13 protein-coding genes are annotated in these 16,249 nt (G+C 68.1%); 6 read left to right on the top strand and 7 right to left on the bottom strand.

Annotated elements, in window-relative coordinates; genetic code table 11:
- Nucleotides 1-156: 156 nt before the first annotated feature.
- Nucleotides 157-864: an RraA family protein gene (locus tag L3Q65_RS26825; protein ID WP_182891159.1), complete on the bottom strand. Its 708-nt coding sequence runs from the start codon at nucleotides 862-864 to the stop codon at nucleotides 157-159.
- A 326-nt stretch (nucleotides 865-1,190) separates the two neighbouring features.
- Here L3Q65_RS26825 and L3Q65_RS26820 point away from each other — a divergent pair, with 326 nt between their 5' ends.
- From L3Q65_RS26820 to L3Q65_RS26805, 4 genes are all read left to right on the top strand, one after another.
- Complete coding sequence (locus L3Q65_RS26820) at nucleotides 1,191-2,333, top strand: EfeM/EfeO family lipoprotein (RefSeq protein ID WP_182891538.1); 1,143 nt, start codon at nucleotides 1,191-1,193, stop codon at nucleotides 2,331-2,333.
- Nucleotides 2,330-3,526 carry a Dyp-type peroxidase gene (locus tag L3Q65_RS26815; protein ID WP_182891160.1) on the top strand — a complete coding sequence of 399 codons (1,197 nt, stop codon included), beginning with the start codon at nucleotides 2,330-2,332 and terminating at the stop codon, nucleotides 3,524-3,526. The genes L3Q65_RS26820 and L3Q65_RS26815 overlap by 4 nt, the downstream gene beginning before the upstream one ends.
- A 43-nt stretch (nucleotides 3,527-3,569) precedes the next feature.
- Complete coding sequence (locus L3Q65_RS26810; RefSeq protein WP_182891161.1) at nucleotides 3,570-5,195, top strand: phospholipase C; 1,626 nt, start codon at nucleotides 3,570-3,572, stop codon at nucleotides 5,193-5,195.
- Between the two features lie 300 nt (nucleotides 5,196-5,495).
- Nucleotides 5,496-5,897: an Lsr2 family protein gene (locus L3Q65_RS26805; RefSeq protein WP_182891162.1), complete on the top strand. Its 402-nt coding sequence runs from the start codon at nucleotides 5,496-5,498 to the stop codon at nucleotides 5,895-5,897.
- A 287-nt stretch (nucleotides 5,898-6,184) separates the two neighbouring features.
- On the opposite strand, the gene L3Q65_RS26800 is transcribed toward L3Q65_RS26805, so the two are convergent.
- The 6 genes from L3Q65_RS26800 to L3Q65_RS26775 form a co-directional block, all read right to left on the bottom strand.
- On the bottom strand, nucleotides 6,185-7,129 hold the full coding sequence (locus tag L3Q65_RS26800; RefSeq protein WP_182891163.1) for an MBL fold metallo-hydrolase: 945 nt from the start codon (nucleotides 7,127-7,129) through the stop codon (nucleotides 6,185-6,187).
- A gap of 226 nt (nucleotides 7,130-7,355) precedes the next feature.
- Nucleotides 7,356-8,273 carry an ROK family protein gene (locus L3Q65_RS26795; RefSeq protein WP_237596983.1) on the bottom strand — a complete coding sequence of 306 codons (918 nt, stop codon included), beginning with the start codon at nucleotides 8,271-8,273 and terminating at the stop codon, nucleotides 7,356-7,358.
- Nucleotides 8,270-9,895: an ABC transporter ATP-binding protein gene (locus L3Q65_RS26790; RefSeq protein ID WP_182891165.1), complete on the bottom strand. Its 1,626-nt coding sequence runs from the start codon at nucleotides 9,893-9,895 to the stop codon at nucleotides 8,270-8,272. Before L3Q65_RS26790 ends, L3Q65_RS26795 begins: the two co-directional genes overlap by 4 nt.
- Nucleotides 9,892-10,722: an ABC transporter permease gene (locus L3Q65_RS26785; protein ID WP_182891166.1), complete on the bottom strand. Its 831-nt coding sequence runs from the start codon at nucleotides 10,720-10,722 to the stop codon at nucleotides 9,892-9,894. Before L3Q65_RS26785 ends, L3Q65_RS26790 begins: the two co-directional genes overlap by 4 nt.
- Nucleotides 10,719-11,678, bottom strand: coding sequence for an ABC transporter permease (locus tag L3Q65_RS26780; protein WP_237596982.1), 960 nt, complete (start codon nucleotides 11,676-11,678; stop codon nucleotides 10,719-10,721). The genes L3Q65_RS26785 and L3Q65_RS26780 overlap by 4 nt, the downstream gene beginning before the upstream one ends.
- A 4-nt stretch (nucleotides 11,679-11,682) precedes the next feature.
- Nucleotides 11,683-13,482 carry a peptide ABC transporter substrate-binding protein gene (locus L3Q65_RS26775; protein ID WP_237596981.1) on the bottom strand — a complete coding sequence of 600 codons (1,800 nt, stop codon included), beginning with the start codon at nucleotides 13,480-13,482 and terminating at the stop codon, nucleotides 11,683-11,685.
- 150 nt (nucleotides 13,483-13,632) lie between these two features.
- On the opposite strand from L3Q65_RS26775, the gene L3Q65_RS26770 reads away from it, so the two are divergent.
- Nucleotides 13,633-14,778, top strand: a complete 1,146-nt coding sequence (locus tag L3Q65_RS26770) for an ROK family transcriptional regulator (RefSeq protein WP_237596980.1) — start codon at nucleotides 13,633-13,635, stop codon at nucleotides 14,776-14,778.
- Nucleotides 14,775-16,229 (top strand): M81 family metallopeptidase, encoded by a 1,455-nt coding sequence (locus L3Q65_RS26765; protein ID WP_237596979.1) that lies wholly within the window; start codon nucleotides 14,775-14,777, stop codon nucleotides 16,227-16,229. Before L3Q65_RS26770 ends, L3Q65_RS26765 begins: the two co-directional genes overlap by 4 nt.
- Nucleotides 16,230-16,249 lie beyond the last annotated feature (20 nt).

The raw sequence follows: 16,249 nt of genomic DNA, 5'->3' as shown, positions 1-16,249 counted from the left end.
CCCTGATCAACAGCCAGCTCGCGCGGGCGTTCACCGCGAAGCTCCGGCCGGAACTGTCCACTGTGGTGTCGAGCTGGCCGGAATCTGCGAACGCGCAGCGCGCTAGCACTGGCGCTTCCGGCTTTCCGGCCGACTCCGGTTACCCTGGCGGTTTTCTCATTCTTCAATGGCGCCGTCTTTCGCGCGGAGGTGCTGGCGGAACGTGTAGGACGGGTCGCTTTCCCGGTGGGCCAGGAATTCGCTGAAGCGGACCTGTTCGCGGAGGGTGACGCCGTCGCGGATCTTCTCCGCTTGCCGGTGTTCGGTGTCGCGGATGGATTCGGCGAGCCGGAATACCTCGTCGGCTTGGGCGGCGGGAACGAAGAGGACGCCGTCGTCGTCGCCGAAGACCAGGTCGTCGGTGGTCACGGTCCACTCGCCGACGGTGGCGGCTTCCAGCGCGTCCGCGGCGCGGTCGTTGAGGTGCAGGGGGCCGGTGGAGAGCGAGCCAAGGCTGTAGACGGGGAGGCCGATTTCCCTGAGTTCGGCGGTGTCGCGGTGCAGGCCCCAGATGACGATGCCGCTCAGTCCGGCTGCCGCTGCTTCAGCGGTGATGAGATCGCCGACACAGCTCTCGTCCAGGCGGCCCCGGTTGTCGACTACCAGCACATCGCCTGGTCGGGCGGAGGTCAGTGCTTCCAGGAAGACGTCGACGCTGCCGGAGTGCCTGGCGGGGAGGACTCTGCCTCCTAGCTTGAGCTCCGGGATGACGCCCCTGGTCCCGGCCGGTGCACATCTCACGGTCAGGCGGGCGCGCAGGCAGCCGTCGGCTAGGTGGGCGGTGGTCAAGCTGGCGAAGCGGGTGGCTAGTTCGGTGTGGTTCACGGGTCCGCCCTTCTTGCGTAGTCGGTTCACGCTAGCGGGGATTCAAAGGGTTGGCCGCCGGTTTTCGGGTTGCGCGGGGCGCTCCGGACCGCAGAGAGGGCAGGTGCGCGGAAAGAGTCATAAGCGGCGAACCGGGCGGGGCGTTACCCCGTGTTTTGGCGGCTATATCCGGTTTCTTCCGTTGCCTGGTTGAAGTCCTGGTGAATTCCCGGGTAGGTGATGTTCTCGACCAGGGTTTCTTCACTTTCCGCACGCATAATTCCGTCCCAGTAGTCCGATCGTGTGGCTGGAGGGAAAAAGTGCCGGGGTCTGTGCGTGCCCGCTGGATGGGCGGCGGGGTCGCGATTGCGGTCGTGGCGGCGGGCGTCGCGGTCGCGGTGTGGCCGGACGGGGCTTCGGCACAGGACCCGGAGATCCAGATCTCGCGGTCGGCGTGCGGGCAGGGCTGGGCGGAGCCGCGGGCCGGGGTCCAGACCTTTCATCTGCGCAACACCGGATCCGTGACCGCCGAGGTGGATTTGATCGACCCGGCGACCGGTGTCGTGTACGGCGAGGTCGAAGGGCTGGGCAGCGGGACTGCCCGGCCGATGCAGGTGACACTCGGCAACGGATCCTACGCATTCCGTTGTCTCCCCGAGGATTCATCGGCGATCGTCGGGCCGACTGTCACGGTGAGCGGCGGCGCGGAACGCGGTCCGGGTGTCGCGCCGGTGACGCAGAACGACCTGCTCGGGCCGTTGAAGTCCTATCAAGCGCAGGTGACGCAAGGGCTCGGCCAGTTGGCGGGTGACGTCGGCACATTGAAAAACGCCATTCGCGGCAATGATCGAGGTGCGAGCCAGGCTGCGTGGCTGGTGGCGCATCTCGATTACGAACGCCTCGGTGCGGCTTACAACGCCTTCGGCGACTCGGACAAGGCGATCAACGGAACCGCCGCAGGGTTGCCGGACGGTGTCAAGAGTCCGGACTTCACCGGTTTTCACCGGCTCGAATCCGGCTTGTGGCACAACGAAGACCTCGCCGCCCTCGCGCCGGTGGCTGATCAGCTGGACAGCGACGTGCAGAAGCTCCGCAAGTCCTTCGCGGACAGCCAGGTCAATCCGAACGACCTCGGCCTGCGCGCGCATGAGATCGTGGAGAACACCCTGCAATTCGAATTGACCGCCCGCACCGATTACGGCAGCGGCACCAACCTCGCCACCGCACGGGCGAATCTTGACGGGACACAAGCTGTCCTCGACGTGCTGCGTCCGGTTCTCGCTCCGCGTTATCCGGAACTGTCCAAGGTGGACAGCTGGATGAAGCGCACCAAAGCGACGCTCGACAGCGCCAAGAAGCCGGACGGCTCCTGGACGCCGGTGAGTCAGTTGTCCGCGCCGCAGCGGCAGAAACTCAATGCCGACGTCAGTGAGTTGACCGAGCTGCTCGCTCCGATCGCCGCCATCGCGGAGCCGAGGAGGATCTCGTGACGACGGAATCCTCTCGCCGTTCCTTCCTGCGTCGCACCGTCGTGGGAGCGGGGATCACCGCGGCTGCTGGAATGGGGGTGACAGCCAGCGCGAGCGAAAGCCCGGCGACGGTTCCCTTCCACGGTCCCAAGCAGGCGGCGATTCTCCGGCAGCCTCCGGCCCAGAGCGTGATCGCGTCCTTCGACGTGGTCGCCGAGAATCGTGCCGAGCTGACTCAGCTTTTCCAGGAAATCACCGACCGCGCGAGGTTTCTCACGAACGGCGGCGCTCCGGCCGCGCTCGGGATCACCGCGCCGCCCGCTGACTCCGGGGTCCTCGGTCCGGTCGTTCCGCGGAGCGATCTCGGTGTGATCGTCGGAGTCGGATCGTCCCTTTTCGACGGACGGTACGGGTTGGCCGACCGCAAGCCCAAGAAGCTCAAGCCGATGACGATGTTCCCCAACGACGCGCTTGACGCACCGCAATGCCATGGCGACCTGTCGCTCACGCTGTCCGCGAGCGACACCGACACCGTGCTGCACGCGCTGCGCGACCTGACCCGCGCGACTCGTGGCGGAATGCAACTGCGCTGGAAGATCAACGGCTTCAGTTCGCCGTCCAGGCCGTCCGGCACGCCGCGCAATCTGATGGGGTTCAAGGACGGCACCGCGAATCCGGGCGAGTCCGAAATGGACCGGCTGGTGTGGGTGTCGGGTGCGGGCGAGCCCGCGTGGACGGCAGGCGGCAGTTACCAGGTGATCCGGCTGATCCGGATGCTGGTCGAGTTCTGGGACCGGGTCTCGATCACCGAGCAGGAGAACATGTTCGGCCGCCGCCGGGACACCGGCGCGCCGCTGGACGGGGCGTCCGAACAGGACGAACCCCGCTACGCAGACGATCCGATCGGCACCGTCATCCCGCTCACCAGCCACATCCGCAAGGCGAATCCGCGCACCCCGCAGACCGACGGGCAGCGGATCCTGCGCCGCGCGGTCAACTACGACCGCGGTGTCGACGCCAACGGCAACCTCGACATGGGCCTCGTCTTCACCTGCTATCAGCAGGACCTCGAGCGCCAGTTCGAGGCGGTGCAGAAGCGGCTGATCGACGAACCGCTCGTCGACTACATCTCCCCGTTCGGCGGCGGCTATTTCTTCGCGCTGCCCGGCGTCACCGGTCCCGGCGACCACTTCGGCCGGGCGCTCCTCGCCTGAGGCGCGCCCCGATCCCCACCCGCGAAACCAGGAGGAATCCTCAGTGGACACAGCATTCGGCAGGCGGCGCCGTCGCCTGCTCGGTGCGGGCGCGCTCGTCTCGGCGGCCGTGCTCGCGATCGTCACCGGGTCCGCGGCGTCGTCCGCGCAGGCCCAGCCGCTGCACCAGTTGCCGGCGTCGTGGCTGCCCACGCTCACCCCGATCAAGCACGTCGTGGTGATCTTCGGCGAGAACATCTCGTTCGACCACTACTTCGGCACCTACCCGAAGGCGACCAACGAGAACGGCACCCCGTTCCAGGCCGCGAAGAACACGCCGAAGGTCAACGGCCTCGACGACAAGCTGCTCACTCAGAACCCGAACGCCTACAACCCGAAGCGGCTCGGGCCGGACCAGGCGCTCACCTGCGACCAGAACCACAGCTACGGCGCCGAGCAGGCCGCGTTCAACGGCGGCAAGATGGACAAGTTCGTCGAGAAGACCGAGACCGACAAGTGCACCGGACAGCCGGTCCTCTTCGGCGAGCCGGGCCTGGTCATGGACTACTACGACGGCAACACCGTCACCGGCATGTGGAATTACGCGCAGCACTACTCGATGAGCGACAATTCGTTCAACACCGTCTTCGGCCCGTCCACCCCGGGCGCGATCAACCTGATCTCCGGGCAGACGCACGGGATCCAGGCGGTCGACCCGGTCACGCACGAGCCGAAGAGCGACCCGTACGTCGTGGCGTCGCCGGACGAGGACGGCGTCGGCACCGTGATCAACGACCCGGACCCGGCGTGGGACGACTGCTCGGGCAAGAACCACACCTCCAAGGACAACCTCGGCGCGATGCGGGGCCGCAACGTCGGCGACCTGCTGAACGACCGGCACGTCACGTGGGGCTGGTTCCAGGGCGGCTTCAAGCCGACCGGCACCCAGAACGGCTACGCCGTCTGCGGGCAGAAACACGCGAACATCGGCAATCAGTCCTCCGTGGACTACAGCCCGCACCACCAGCCGTTCCAGTACTACAAGTCCACTTCGAACCCGCACCACCTGCCGCCGTCCTCGGTGCAGGCGATCGGGCAGACCGACCAGGCCAACCACCAGTACGACACGAGCGACTTCGACGCCGCGCTCAAGGCCGGTTCGATGCCCGCGGTGAGCTTCCTGAAGGCCCCGGAGTACCAGGACGGGCACGCGGGCTATTCCGACCCGCTCGACGAACAGCATTTCGTCGTGGACGAGATCAACAAGATCCAGCAGTCGCCGGAGTGGCGTTCGACCGCGATCGTGCTCGCCTATGACGACTCCGACGGCTGGTACGACCACGAGAACTCGAAGATCGTCAACGGTTCGCAGGACGCTTCGCAGGACCAGGCCGTGTGCACCGGAAAGCCGGCCGGCCTCGGTGGGCACGCCGACCGCTGCGGCTACGGCCCGCGGCTGCCGCTGCTGGTCATCTCGCCCTACAGCAAGACGAACTACGTCGACCACACCCGGACCGACCAGACCTCGGTGCTGAAGTTCATCGAGGACAACTGGTTCTCCGGCCGGGTCGGGAACGGCTCGTTCGACACTCGCGCGGGCGGACTCTGGAACATGTTCAACTTCTGGTGGCCGCAGGCGGGCAAGCTCCCGCTCGACCCGAAGACGGGTGCGCCGACTGGGCGCAACTAGCTCGCGTTTCGCCGAGAACACCGAAGGCCATCGGGTTTCGACCTGGTGGCCTTCGGCCGTTTCCGAGGCTGGTCTCCCAGTCCGCTCAGCGGGAAACCGCGTGCGAATACCGCGAGACTGGAAATTTTCCAGTGCGCCGGAACTGTGCGCGCAGTCGCGGATTGGGTACTGAAGGTGTTCGGGAACCGGCGGGGAAAGCAGCGGCCGCCGAACCGGAATGGAGTCGCGCTGCGCGGACCGTCACTCGACACGATAGGGTAATCGCAGGCACATCCTGTAGAAGGTGAAGGAACGCGAATCATGGCGCAAAAAGTCCATGTCGAGATGGTGGACGACATCGACGGCAGCATCGCCGAACAGACCGTCCCGTTCAGTCTTGACGGCGTGAGCTACGAGATCGATCTGTCCGAGGACAACGCTGCCGCACTTCGGGAAGAGCTGGCCCGTTACGTCGCCGCCTCGCGCCGGGTCGGCGGCCGCAAGGTTCGGATGGCCGCCGGACAGGCCCCGCGGCCGGCTTCGACCGCCGCGGACCGCGAGCGCAACAAGGCGATGCGCGAGTGGGCCGAGAACAACGGTTTCACCGTGTCCGACCGCGGCCGGCTCCCGGCGGAGATCGTGAAGGCGTACGAAGAGCGCGACACCGAGGCTCCGGCCAAGCCGGCTCGCAAGCGCGCGACGCGCAAGAAGGCCAGCGCCTGAGCGTTCTTTTCGGCAGCTGTGCCGCGGGGGCCGCGGCGTGTGATCAGCGGTGAGGGCGCCGCCGGGATTCCCGGCGGCGCCCTTCTGGCTGTCCGGGGGAAATAGCGATTCCGCGGCCTCGACGCGATACCCAGGTCCGTGAAGGGCTCCTTGAGGGAATCAGATTCCCTCAAGGAGCCCTTCACGGACTGCTGCGGCAATGCCAGGGCCGAGGCGGATGGCGGTTCGCGGGGTTGCCCTCACGTACTCGCGGTCATGAGCCGGTGCGGGGAATCGATTTCCCGGCATTAAGGCTTGCCGAGTCCGAGCAGCGTGTCCAGGTCGATCTTGCCGCCCGCGGCGTCGCGGATCGCGCGCATCGCTTCGGCGGACGCGAGCCGTTCCCCGTGCTGGTCGGCGTGCGCGCGCAGCAGATTCCCGATGTGCCGTTCCGGGACTGTCCACGTGGGCCAGCGGCGGCGGGCGATCGTGGCGAGTTCGGAAAAGTCCGGCGTGCCCGCGCTCGCGGTCGCATCGAGCAGCCAGTGCAGATAAGTGCGCAGCACCGCGACCGGGAAACTGCCCGGATGGCTGAGCCCGCCGTGCCCAGGAACGAAGGTGCGGACGTCCGGGAACATTTTGTCGAGCCAGTCCAATGCGGTCAGCCAGCCCGGAATCGAACCGTGCACGGCGAACGGCGTCGACCCGACCGACAGCAGATCGCCGGTGAAGAGCGTCCCGGTGCGCGGTTCGAACAGCACGAGGTCGCCGTCGGTGTGCGCGGTCCCGGGAAACGGGACGACCTCCACGACCACGCCGCCGAGATCCACCTCGACCGGTTCGATCACCGCGTGCACCGCCTCCGGCCGCGGCGGCTCGAGCTTGCCCCAGTTCGCGCAGGCGAAGATCTCCTCGTTGCACTGCGGACCGGACCGGATGATCGGCACCGCGGTGGGCGCGGCGAGGATCCGGCCGCCGTTGCGCAGCGCGACCCCGGCCCCGTTGTGGTGGGTGCCGTGCGCGTGGGTCAGCACGAGCGTGAGCGGCATTTCGACGGTCGAGTACTTGCGGACGTCGCTGACCAGGTCGAGCGTGTCGCGTTCGGTGCCGCAGGTGTCGACGAGCAGCACGCCTTCCCGGCCCCGGATCCAGCCGCAGTTGGACACCATCCAGTCGCTCGGGCTGCGCACATACGCGACGACGCTCGGGTCGGAATACCGGAGCGGGACGATATTGCGCCTGATGACGGGCATGGGATCCCCTCGTTGGCCACCGGACGGGAATTGATCACCGGAATGGTATAGACCAAGTCACCTGCTGTCAGCGGGGTGGAGACCACGCTCACGCGCATGGTCCGCCGCAGTTCTCGCCCGTCCCGTTCCGCCCAGCTTCGCGCGCATCGTTGCCCCCGGCTCCGTCGGTGCCCGACAGCGTATACCCCGAGGCCACGGTTTTCTCGATGGTCCACAGAGGACTGGTTTAGGGGTTGCTCACGTCCGGTAGCCGCTGAATACCGGCAGTGAGACCGGCCGCGCCGAGCGCCACGGATTTCGCCCCGTGCCGGGAGAGCCGGATCGCCACGGGTTTCCCGGACAGCAGCGGCCGTTCCTCCAGCGCTTCCCGCACCGGTTTCTCCAGCAGCGCCCAGGACTTGATCACTGAACCGCCGAGCACGCAGGTCGCGAGGCCGAGCAGGCCGGCCGCGTGCGCGATCGCCTGGCCGAGGAACCGGCCCGCGTCGGCAAACACCGCCTGAGCAGCTTGATCACCAGCGAGAGCTTCCTCCGCGACCGCCTCCGCGGTGAGAATTCGGCCGGTCGCTTCGGCATAACGGCGGGCCAAGGCGCGGCCGGCCGCGTACGCCTCGAGATGTCCGATCTGCCCGCAAGTGCAGCGTTCTTCCCCATAGCGGCCGATGTGCCCGATCTCGCCGGCCCCGGTCTCGCCGCCGTACAGCAGCCGCCCGTCGACGAACAGCGCGCCGCCGACCCCGGTGCCGACCGCGACGCCCAGGACGTTCCGCTCGCCCGGCAGCAACTCGCCGAGAAGGAATCCGTCCACGTCGTTCACGGTGCGCACCGGCACCCCGCCGAGCCGCGCGGACAACTCGGCGTTGACCGGCGTGCCCGCCCATCCGGTGAACGAATCCCCGGTGACCAGCACTGTTCCGGTCACCGGGTCAACGACGCCCGCCGCGCCGACGCCGACTCCGGCGAGCGCCGCGCGGTCCGGCACCAGCGAGCTGACCAGCTCCGCCGCCCGGTCGAGGATCGCCGCGCCGCCCCGGTGCGACTGCGACGGCGCGGACGCCGAGCCCAGTTCCCTTCCCTCCTCGTCGCACACGACCACCAGGGTTTTCGTCCCGCCGATGTCGACTCCGGCCCGCAATCCGGTCACGCCGCGGGGTCCGCGCCGGCCAGCGCCTCGCGCCGGCTCCGCTGCAACTGCGGATCCGGCACCGGAGAGGACAGGAGCAACGCTTGGGTGTAGGGGTGTTCCGGAGTGCGCAACACCGTTTCCGCCGGGCCTTCCTCCACCAGTTCGCCCGCGCGCAGCACCGCCACCCGGTCGCACAGGCTGTCGACCACCGCGAGGTCGTGGCTCACGAACAGGCAGCCGAAACCGAACTCGCGATGCAGCCGCCGGAACACCTCCAGCACCGCTGCCTGCACGGATACGTCGAGCGCGCTCGTCGGTTCGTCCGCGATCAGCAGCTTGGGCCCCAGCACCAGGGCGCGGGCAAGGCTCACGCGCTGGCGCTGCCCGCCGGACAGCTCGTGCCCGTACCGGCCCAGCAGGCTTTCCGGCAGTTCCACCGCGTCGAGGAGTTCCCGCACCCGCCGCTGCCGCTCGCCGCGGCCGGTCGAGGTGTGGACCACCAGCGGTTCGGCGACGGTCTGCGCGACCGTCATGCGAGGGTCGAGCGAGGACGCCGGGTCCTGGAACACCGCGCCGATCTGCCGCCGGACCGCCCGCGCCGAGCGTCCGGTGCCTTTCGGCAGCGGTCCGCCGAGCACTTCGACGGTTCCGGATTTCGGCGTGACCAGGCCCAGCGCGCAGTTCCCGAGCGTCGTTTTCCCGGAACCGGATTCGCCGACCAACCCGACGATCTCACCGGGTGAGACGGACAGGGAAACGTCGTTTACCACCTGCCGTCCGCCGTACTCGACCACCACATTCGACAGCGCGAGCACCGGCTTCCGGGTTTCCCCCGCGGCCGGTTCGTGCGAGAACGAACCCAGTTGCGGAACCGCGGCCAGCAGTTCCCGGGTGTAATCCGCCTTCGGCGACTCGAACAGTTCCGCCGCCGGAGCTTCTTCGACGAGCTTGCCGTTCCGCAGCACCGCGACGCGATCCGCGACATCGGCGACGACACCCATGTTGTGCGTGATCAGCAGCGTCGCGGTGCCTTCGTGCTCGCGGATGTCGCGCAGCAGGTCGAGAATCTGCTGCTGCACGGTGACGTCGAGCGCGGTGGTCGGCTCGTCCGCGATGATCAGCTTCGGCCCGGCCGCGAGCGCGATCGCGATCATCACGCGCTGCCGCAGACCGCCGGACAGTTCGTGCGGGTACTGCTTCAGCCGCGCGGCCGGTTCCGGAACGCCGACGCGGTCGAGCAGTGCGGCACACCGGTCGTAGTAGCGGCGGTGGCGCAGTTTCTCCGGGTCGTGGTTGCGGATCGCCTCGGCCAGCTGGAAACCGATGGTCCGCAACGGGTTCAGCGCGGTCATCGGTTCCTGGAACACCATCCCGGCGCCAGGGCCGCGCAGTTTCCGCAGGTCCTCGCCGCGAAGGTCGAGCACGTTCTGCCCGGCCAGCCCGATCGACCCGGTGACCCGCGCGGAGCCCGGCAGCAGCCCGAGCACCGCGAGCGCGGCTGTGCTCTTGCCGGAGCCGGACTCGCCGACCACCGCCACGATCTCGCCGGGCGCGACCGACAGGCTCAGCCCGTCGACCGCCGCCGCACCGCCGGAATAGGACACCCGCAGGTCACGGATGTCCAGCACTGCTTCGCTCATCGTCGCCCCTTCACCGCGAACGCGTCGCGCAGCCCGTCGCCGAGGAAGTTGATCGCGCACACCACCAGGACGATCGCGATGCCCGGCGGCAGGATCAGCCACCACGCGCCGTCGAAGGTGTAGGTAATTCCTTTAGAGAGCATCGCGCCCCAGTCGGTGTCGGGCGCGGGCACGCCGAGACCGAGGAAGCTGACGTACGCCACGAGCAGGATCGCGTCGGCGATCTGGAACGTCGCGTTCACCACCACGGTGCCGATCGCGTTGGGAATGATGTGCCGGAACACCACGCGCGTGCGGCTCGCGCCGAGCACGGTGATGGCCCGGATGTAATCGCGTTCCCGCAGGCTCACCGTTTCCGCGCGCATCAGCCGCGCGGGCACCAGCCACGACACCGCGCCGATCAGCAGTGCCAGCACGCCGACGCTCGGCGTCACCAGCGTCGCCGCCACCAGCAGCAGGAACAGTGCCGGGATCGCGACGCCGGTGTCGACGATCCGCATCAGCACGGTGTCCAGCCAGCCGCCGGTGTACCCGGCGACCGCGCCCCACACCGCGCCGATCGCGGTCGCGATGAGCCCGGCGAGCACGCCGATGATCAGCGACGTGCGACCGGCCACCATGAGCCTGCCGAGCACGTCGTAGCCGAGGTCGTCGGTGCCGAGCGGATGCCCTCCGCCGGGTCCGAGGCGGGCCGAGGCGAGGTCGGTGTGCGACTGGTCGGTGCCGTAGACCAGCGGCCCGAGGAAACAGAACGCCACGACGAGCAGCAGCAGGATCGCGCCCGCGACAGCGGTTTTGCGGGCAACCAGCCGCGAAAGGACAGTCACGACCGCGCTCCCTTCACCCGCACCCGCGGGTCGATCGCCAGCTGGACCAGGTCCGCGAGCAGGGAGCCGAGCACGGTCGCCACGGCGATCACGAGCACGACGCCCAGCAGCACCGGGAAATCGGCGGTGCGGGTCGCGGTCCAGAACAGCAGGCCGATGCCGGGGTAGTTGAACATCGATTCGACGACCAGCGAACCGCCGAACACCACCGGCACGTAATAGCCGAGCATGGAGACCACCGAGGTCAGCGAGTTCGGCCAGACGTGCCGCCAGATGATCGTCCGCTCCGGCGTGCCCTTGGCCCGCGCGGTGCGCACGAAGTCCTCGGCCAGGCTGTCCAGAGTGGACGCCCGCATGTACCGGCTGAACGCGGCGAGCGCGGCTCCGGTCCCGGCGAGCACTGGCAGGACCAGCGCGCCCGGTTGAGACAGCAGTTCGCCGATCGTTTCGCCCTGCGCGGCCTGCGCCGGGAACCAGGGCAGGACCTGCGCGAACAGGATGATCAGTACCAGCGCCAGGAAGAACACCGGCGTCGCGTAGAGCACGAAGGTGACGGCCGTGGTGAGCACGTCCGCGGTACGGCCGCGGCGGACCGCCTGCCACACGCCGAGCGGGAGCGCGGCGAGGATCGCGAGCGCGGTGGACAACACGGTGAGCAGCAGGGTTTTCGGCATCCGCTCGGTCAGCAGGGTGCTCACCGGCGAGTTCTGCGTGTACGACTCGCCGAGGTCGCCGTGCAGCAACCGCAGCAGGTAATCCCAGTACTGCACCGGAAGCGGCTGGTCGAAGCCCTGCGCGTGGTTGAACGCGGCGATCTGCGCTTCGGTGGCTTTCACCCCGAGAACGCCGCGAGCCGGGCCGCCGGGCAGCAAATGCAGCAGCACGAACGTCACCACGGTGACCAGCAGCACGACCACCACGGCCAGCACGAGTCGGCGGAGGATGTAGCGCGTCATGTCCTCACCTCGTCCAGAACCAGCGTTGCGGCAGCAGCTGCCCGGCCATCGGGTCCTGAGAAACGCCGTGCAGCGCGGTGTCGATCGCCGATACCTGATACGGCGGGTTCGGCAGCCACAGCACCGGAAGCTGCTCGGCCAGGTAGGCGCTGTACTCGAGCATGGCCCCGTTGTCCGACGCCAGGTTGGTGGCCGAGATCAGCTTGTCCGCCTTGGGATCGGTGTAGCCGCCGAAGTTCGTGCCCGCGCCGGTCGCGAACAGTTCCTCGCCGCTGGGGTTCGCCGAGAAGTACCAGCTGCCTTGTGTGCCGAAGTAGGACAGCTGCCAGCTGCACGAAGGGTCCGTCGGCTTGCACGTGGTTCCGTTGGCCAGCACGGTGTTCAGCGGCTGTGCGTTGATCTTCATCTCAATGCCGGCCTTGGACAGCTCCGAGCGCAGTTCCTGCATGGTGCCGTCGGTTTCGTCGGAACCGGATTCGGTCAGCATGGTCAGCGACAGCCGGGTGCCCTCGGCGATGCCCTCGCCGCATAGTTTGGCTTCTGCGCAAAGGAGAACGCCGTCTGATCCGGGTTTCCAGCCGTGGTCGGCGAGCAGCTGCTTCGATTTGTTCAGGTCGAACGGGTACGGATTGGTCTTTTGCTTGGGCGACAGGTACTTCGTGTCGTTGTCCTGCGGGACCGGGCCGTAGCCGACGCGCGCGGCACCGCGCCAGATCACCGAGGTGATGGCGTCCTGGTCGACCGCGTGCTGGATCGCCTGCCGGACATACAGCTGGGAAAACACCTTGCCCAGCTTCGGATTGTTGAAGTTGTACGGCGAGTACGTGATGGACCAGCCGTTCCACGGTTCGACCCGGTAGCCCTGTTCCTCCAGCTTCGAGCGCTGGCCGAGGTTCGACGTCGGCAGGTAGCCGTAGTCGACGCCGCCCGCGCGGAGCACGTTGTACTCCGCCGAGGAGCTGGTGAAGGTCAGGAACCGGACGGTGTCGATCTTCGCCGGGTCCGGGCCGGTGTACTTCGGGTTCTTCCGCAACGTCACCTCGCCGGAGGTGGTGAACCCGGCCAACGCGAACGGTCCGTTCACGACTTTCCACAGTGGATTCGTCGCATAGGTGCCGAGCTGTTTCGCTTGGCTGACCAGGAAATCGAAGACCTGCTTCGCGCCGTCCGGCGTGCGGTCGTGGTCGCCGACCGGGCCCGCCGCGCTCGTGCGGTCCCACGAGTGCGGCATCGGGACGATCAGGCTGAGCTGGTTGGCGGTGAACCAGTCGGGGTTGTACGCCTTGTCCAGGGTGAACGTGAACGTGTGGTCGTCCACGGCGTGGAACCCGGTGATGCTGTCCGGGATCAGGCCCTTCGAGTACTTGCCCCAGTTGTCTTTGCCCGCGCGGGCGAGGTTGAGCCAGAACTCGACGTCCCTGCTGGTCATCGGCTCGCCGGTGGACCAGGTCAGCGGCTTGAGCGTGATCGTCACGGTCTTGCCGTCGGGGGAGTAGCGCGGCACGTTGGCGGCGCTCGCGGCGTCGTCGAGGTTGACCGAGCCGGAACTGGCGTCGTAGCTGTACAGGGGCACGTACATGGTGGACCGGATCATCCCGTTGTACGACCCGCTGTAGCCGGGAATCGAGAACGGCATGATCCAGTTCGGCGTCGCCGACGGGGGCATCGCGAACCGCACGGTCCCGCCGGTTTTCGGGGTGCCGGAACCGCCGCCGTGCGGTTCCCGGCTCGCCGCGCAGCCGGACAGCGCCAGCGCGGCGGCGAGCGTGACCCCGAGCGCGGCGCGCCACGGGCGTCGAGCCATTCGCATCACTTCCAACAACTATGATGAAAGACCGTTGCCAGGCGCTATGCGGTGTCCTGGCTGTCGGGTAATCTTGCACGCGAGACGGGAATTGCCAAGAGTCTTGTCGAACGGTTTAGTTACATCAATCGTGATGAAAGAGGTGACGCGGTGGATCCGGCCGGACCGCTGCGGCTGTTGTGGCTGGTCGCGCACGGCCACGCGACGTCGCGCATGGACCTGGCGCGAGCGCTGGGGCTGCCGCAATCGACGGTGTCGGTGCGCACGCAGGCGTTGATTTCCGCCGGAGTGCTGAGCGAGTCCGGCGAGGGCCGGTCCGCGGGCGGACGGCGGCCGAAGCTGCTGTCGGTCAACACGGAGTTCGGCCATGTCTGGGGCGCCGACGTCGGTTCCCGGCACGTGCGGATCGGCGCGCTCGACATCGCGGGCAATCTGCTGGAAGTGCACGAGCGTCCGCTGGACATCAGCCAGGAGCCGCGCGAACTCGTCGCCGGGCTGGCGGCCGCGGTGCGCGATGTGATGGCAGACGCGGATTGCCCGGGCCGCACGCTCGGTCTCGGCGTCGCGTTCCCGGGCCCGGTGGACGTCGGCGCGGGCACCATTACGCTGCCGTCGCGGATGCCGGGCTGGCGCGGTTTCGCGGTCCGGGACGCGCTGGCCGAGCACTTCGAGCTGCCGGTGTTCGTGGACAACGACGCGAACCTGCTGGCGTTGGGCGAATCCGTGGCCGGCGCGCCCGGCCGGACGTTGCTGGTGGTGAAGGCCGGCACCGGCATCGGGTCCGGAATAGTGCTGGGCGGCGAGCTTTACCGCGGGCGGGCCGGAGTCGCGGGCGACATCAGCCACGTGCGCGTGCCCGCCGCCGAAGACCGGCCGTGCACCTGCGGGAACCGCGGCTGTCTGGAAGTGGTGGCCAGCGGCGCCGCACTCGTCGGGCAGTTGCGGGCGCAGGGATTGAACCTGGAGACCACCGCGCAGGTGATGGCCACCGCCGAGGACGGACATCCCGAAGCGACCACGGCCGTGCGGCGCGCCGGACTTCGGCTCGGCGAGGTGCTCGCCACGGTGGTCAACTTCAGCAACCCGGACGAGGTGCTGCTCGGCGGCGCGCTGTCCGGTTCGGAAGCGTTCGTCGCGGCCGTGCGCGGTGCGCTGTACGAACGGTGCCTTCCCTTGGCTACCCGGGAACTGCGGATCGACCGAGTGCGATTCGGTGCGGACGCGGGACTTTGCGGCGCGGGTGCGCTCGCGCTGGACGCGGTGTTCGAACAAGCGATCAAACGGAGTGGACGATGAAGAAGCTGCGGGTCGGGATCACCGGAATCGCCATCGAATCGAGTACCTTCTCGCCGCATCGGTCCACTGTGGACGACTTCCGGGTGCTGCGCGGTTCCGATTTGCTTGCCCGCTACGACTTTCTCGACGCGGACTGGGCGCGCGATGTCGAGTGGGTGCCGCTGGTCGACGCCCGTTCGCTGCCCGGTGGTGCGGTCACCGAGGAGGCTTACGCCGAGCTGTCCGGGGAAATCCTGGACCGGTTGCGTTCGGCGGGCGAGCTGGACGGGCTGTTCTTCGACATCCACGGTGCGATGAGCGTCGTCGGACGGTCCGATGTGGAGGCTTCGCTCGCGCAGGAGATCCGTTCCATCGTCGGCCCGGACGTCCTGGTGTCGGCGTCGATGGACTTGCACGGCAACGTTTCCCGGGAACTGGTCAGCGCGCTGGACCTGATCACTTGCTATCGGATGGCCCCGCATGAGGACGCGTGGGAGACCCGCGAGCGGGCGGCGCGGAACCTGGTGGCGCGGCTGCGGTCCGGCGGTCGGCCGAAGAAGGCTTGGGTGCAGGTTCCGGTCCTGCTGCCGGGGGAGAAGACCAGCACCCGGCTCGAACCGGCGAAGAGCATTTACGCGGCGGTGGACGACGTCGAAGCGCTCGACGGAGTCCTGGACGCGGCGATCTGGGTCGGTTACGCGTGGGCCGACGAACCACGCTGCCAGGCCGCGGTAGTGGTGATGGGCGACGACGTTTCGGTGATCACCAAGGAAGCGGAGTACCTGGCCCAGTCCTATTGGGACGCTCGGCACGACTTCGCGTTCGTCGCCCCGACCGGCACCCTTAAGGAATGCCTCACGCAGGCGGTCACTTCGACCTCGCGGCCGTTCTTCATCAGCGATTCCGGCGACAACCCGACCGCTGGCGGTGCCGGGGACGCGTCGTGGAGCCTGGACGTCCTGCTGAACACTCCGGCCATTGTGGACTCCTCGTTGACCACTTTGTACGCGGCCATTGTGGATCCCGAAGCCGTCGCGACGGCGGTCGCAGCTGGCGTCGGCGCGACGATTTCCGTTGAGCTGGGCGGAAAAGTCGACTCTGGCCCGCACGGTCCGGTCGCGCTCACCGCACAGGTGGCCGCGATCGGCACCGACGACCCGGTCGCCGGAACCGCGGTGGCGCTGGCGGTCGGCGGCCTGCGGGTGATCGTGACCGCGCGCCGCAAGCCCTACCACCTCGAATCCGACTTCCATGCGCTCGGCCTGCACCCGCGCGAGGCGGACGTGGTGATCGTGAAGATCGGCTACCTCGAACCGGAGCTGTACGACATGGCCGCGGACTGGCTGCTGGCGCTCACCCCCGGCGGCGTAGACCAGGACCTGCTCCGGCTCGGCCACTCCGGCATCGTCCGCCCGATGTTCCCCTTCGACCCCGACATGGCGGCCCCTTCGCTCACTTCTGAGGTCTTCTGAACACTTTGAGTAGTCGGCGC

The organism is Amycolatopsis sp. FU40, from assembly GCF_021903635.1.
Lineage (GTDB): Bacteria > Actinomycetota > Actinomycetes > Mycobacteriales > Pseudonocardiaceae > Amycolatopsis > Amycolatopsis dendrobii.
The sequence above is the reverse complement of the archived record's forward strand: the minus strand, read 5'-3'. Positions and strand labels throughout refer to the sequence as shown.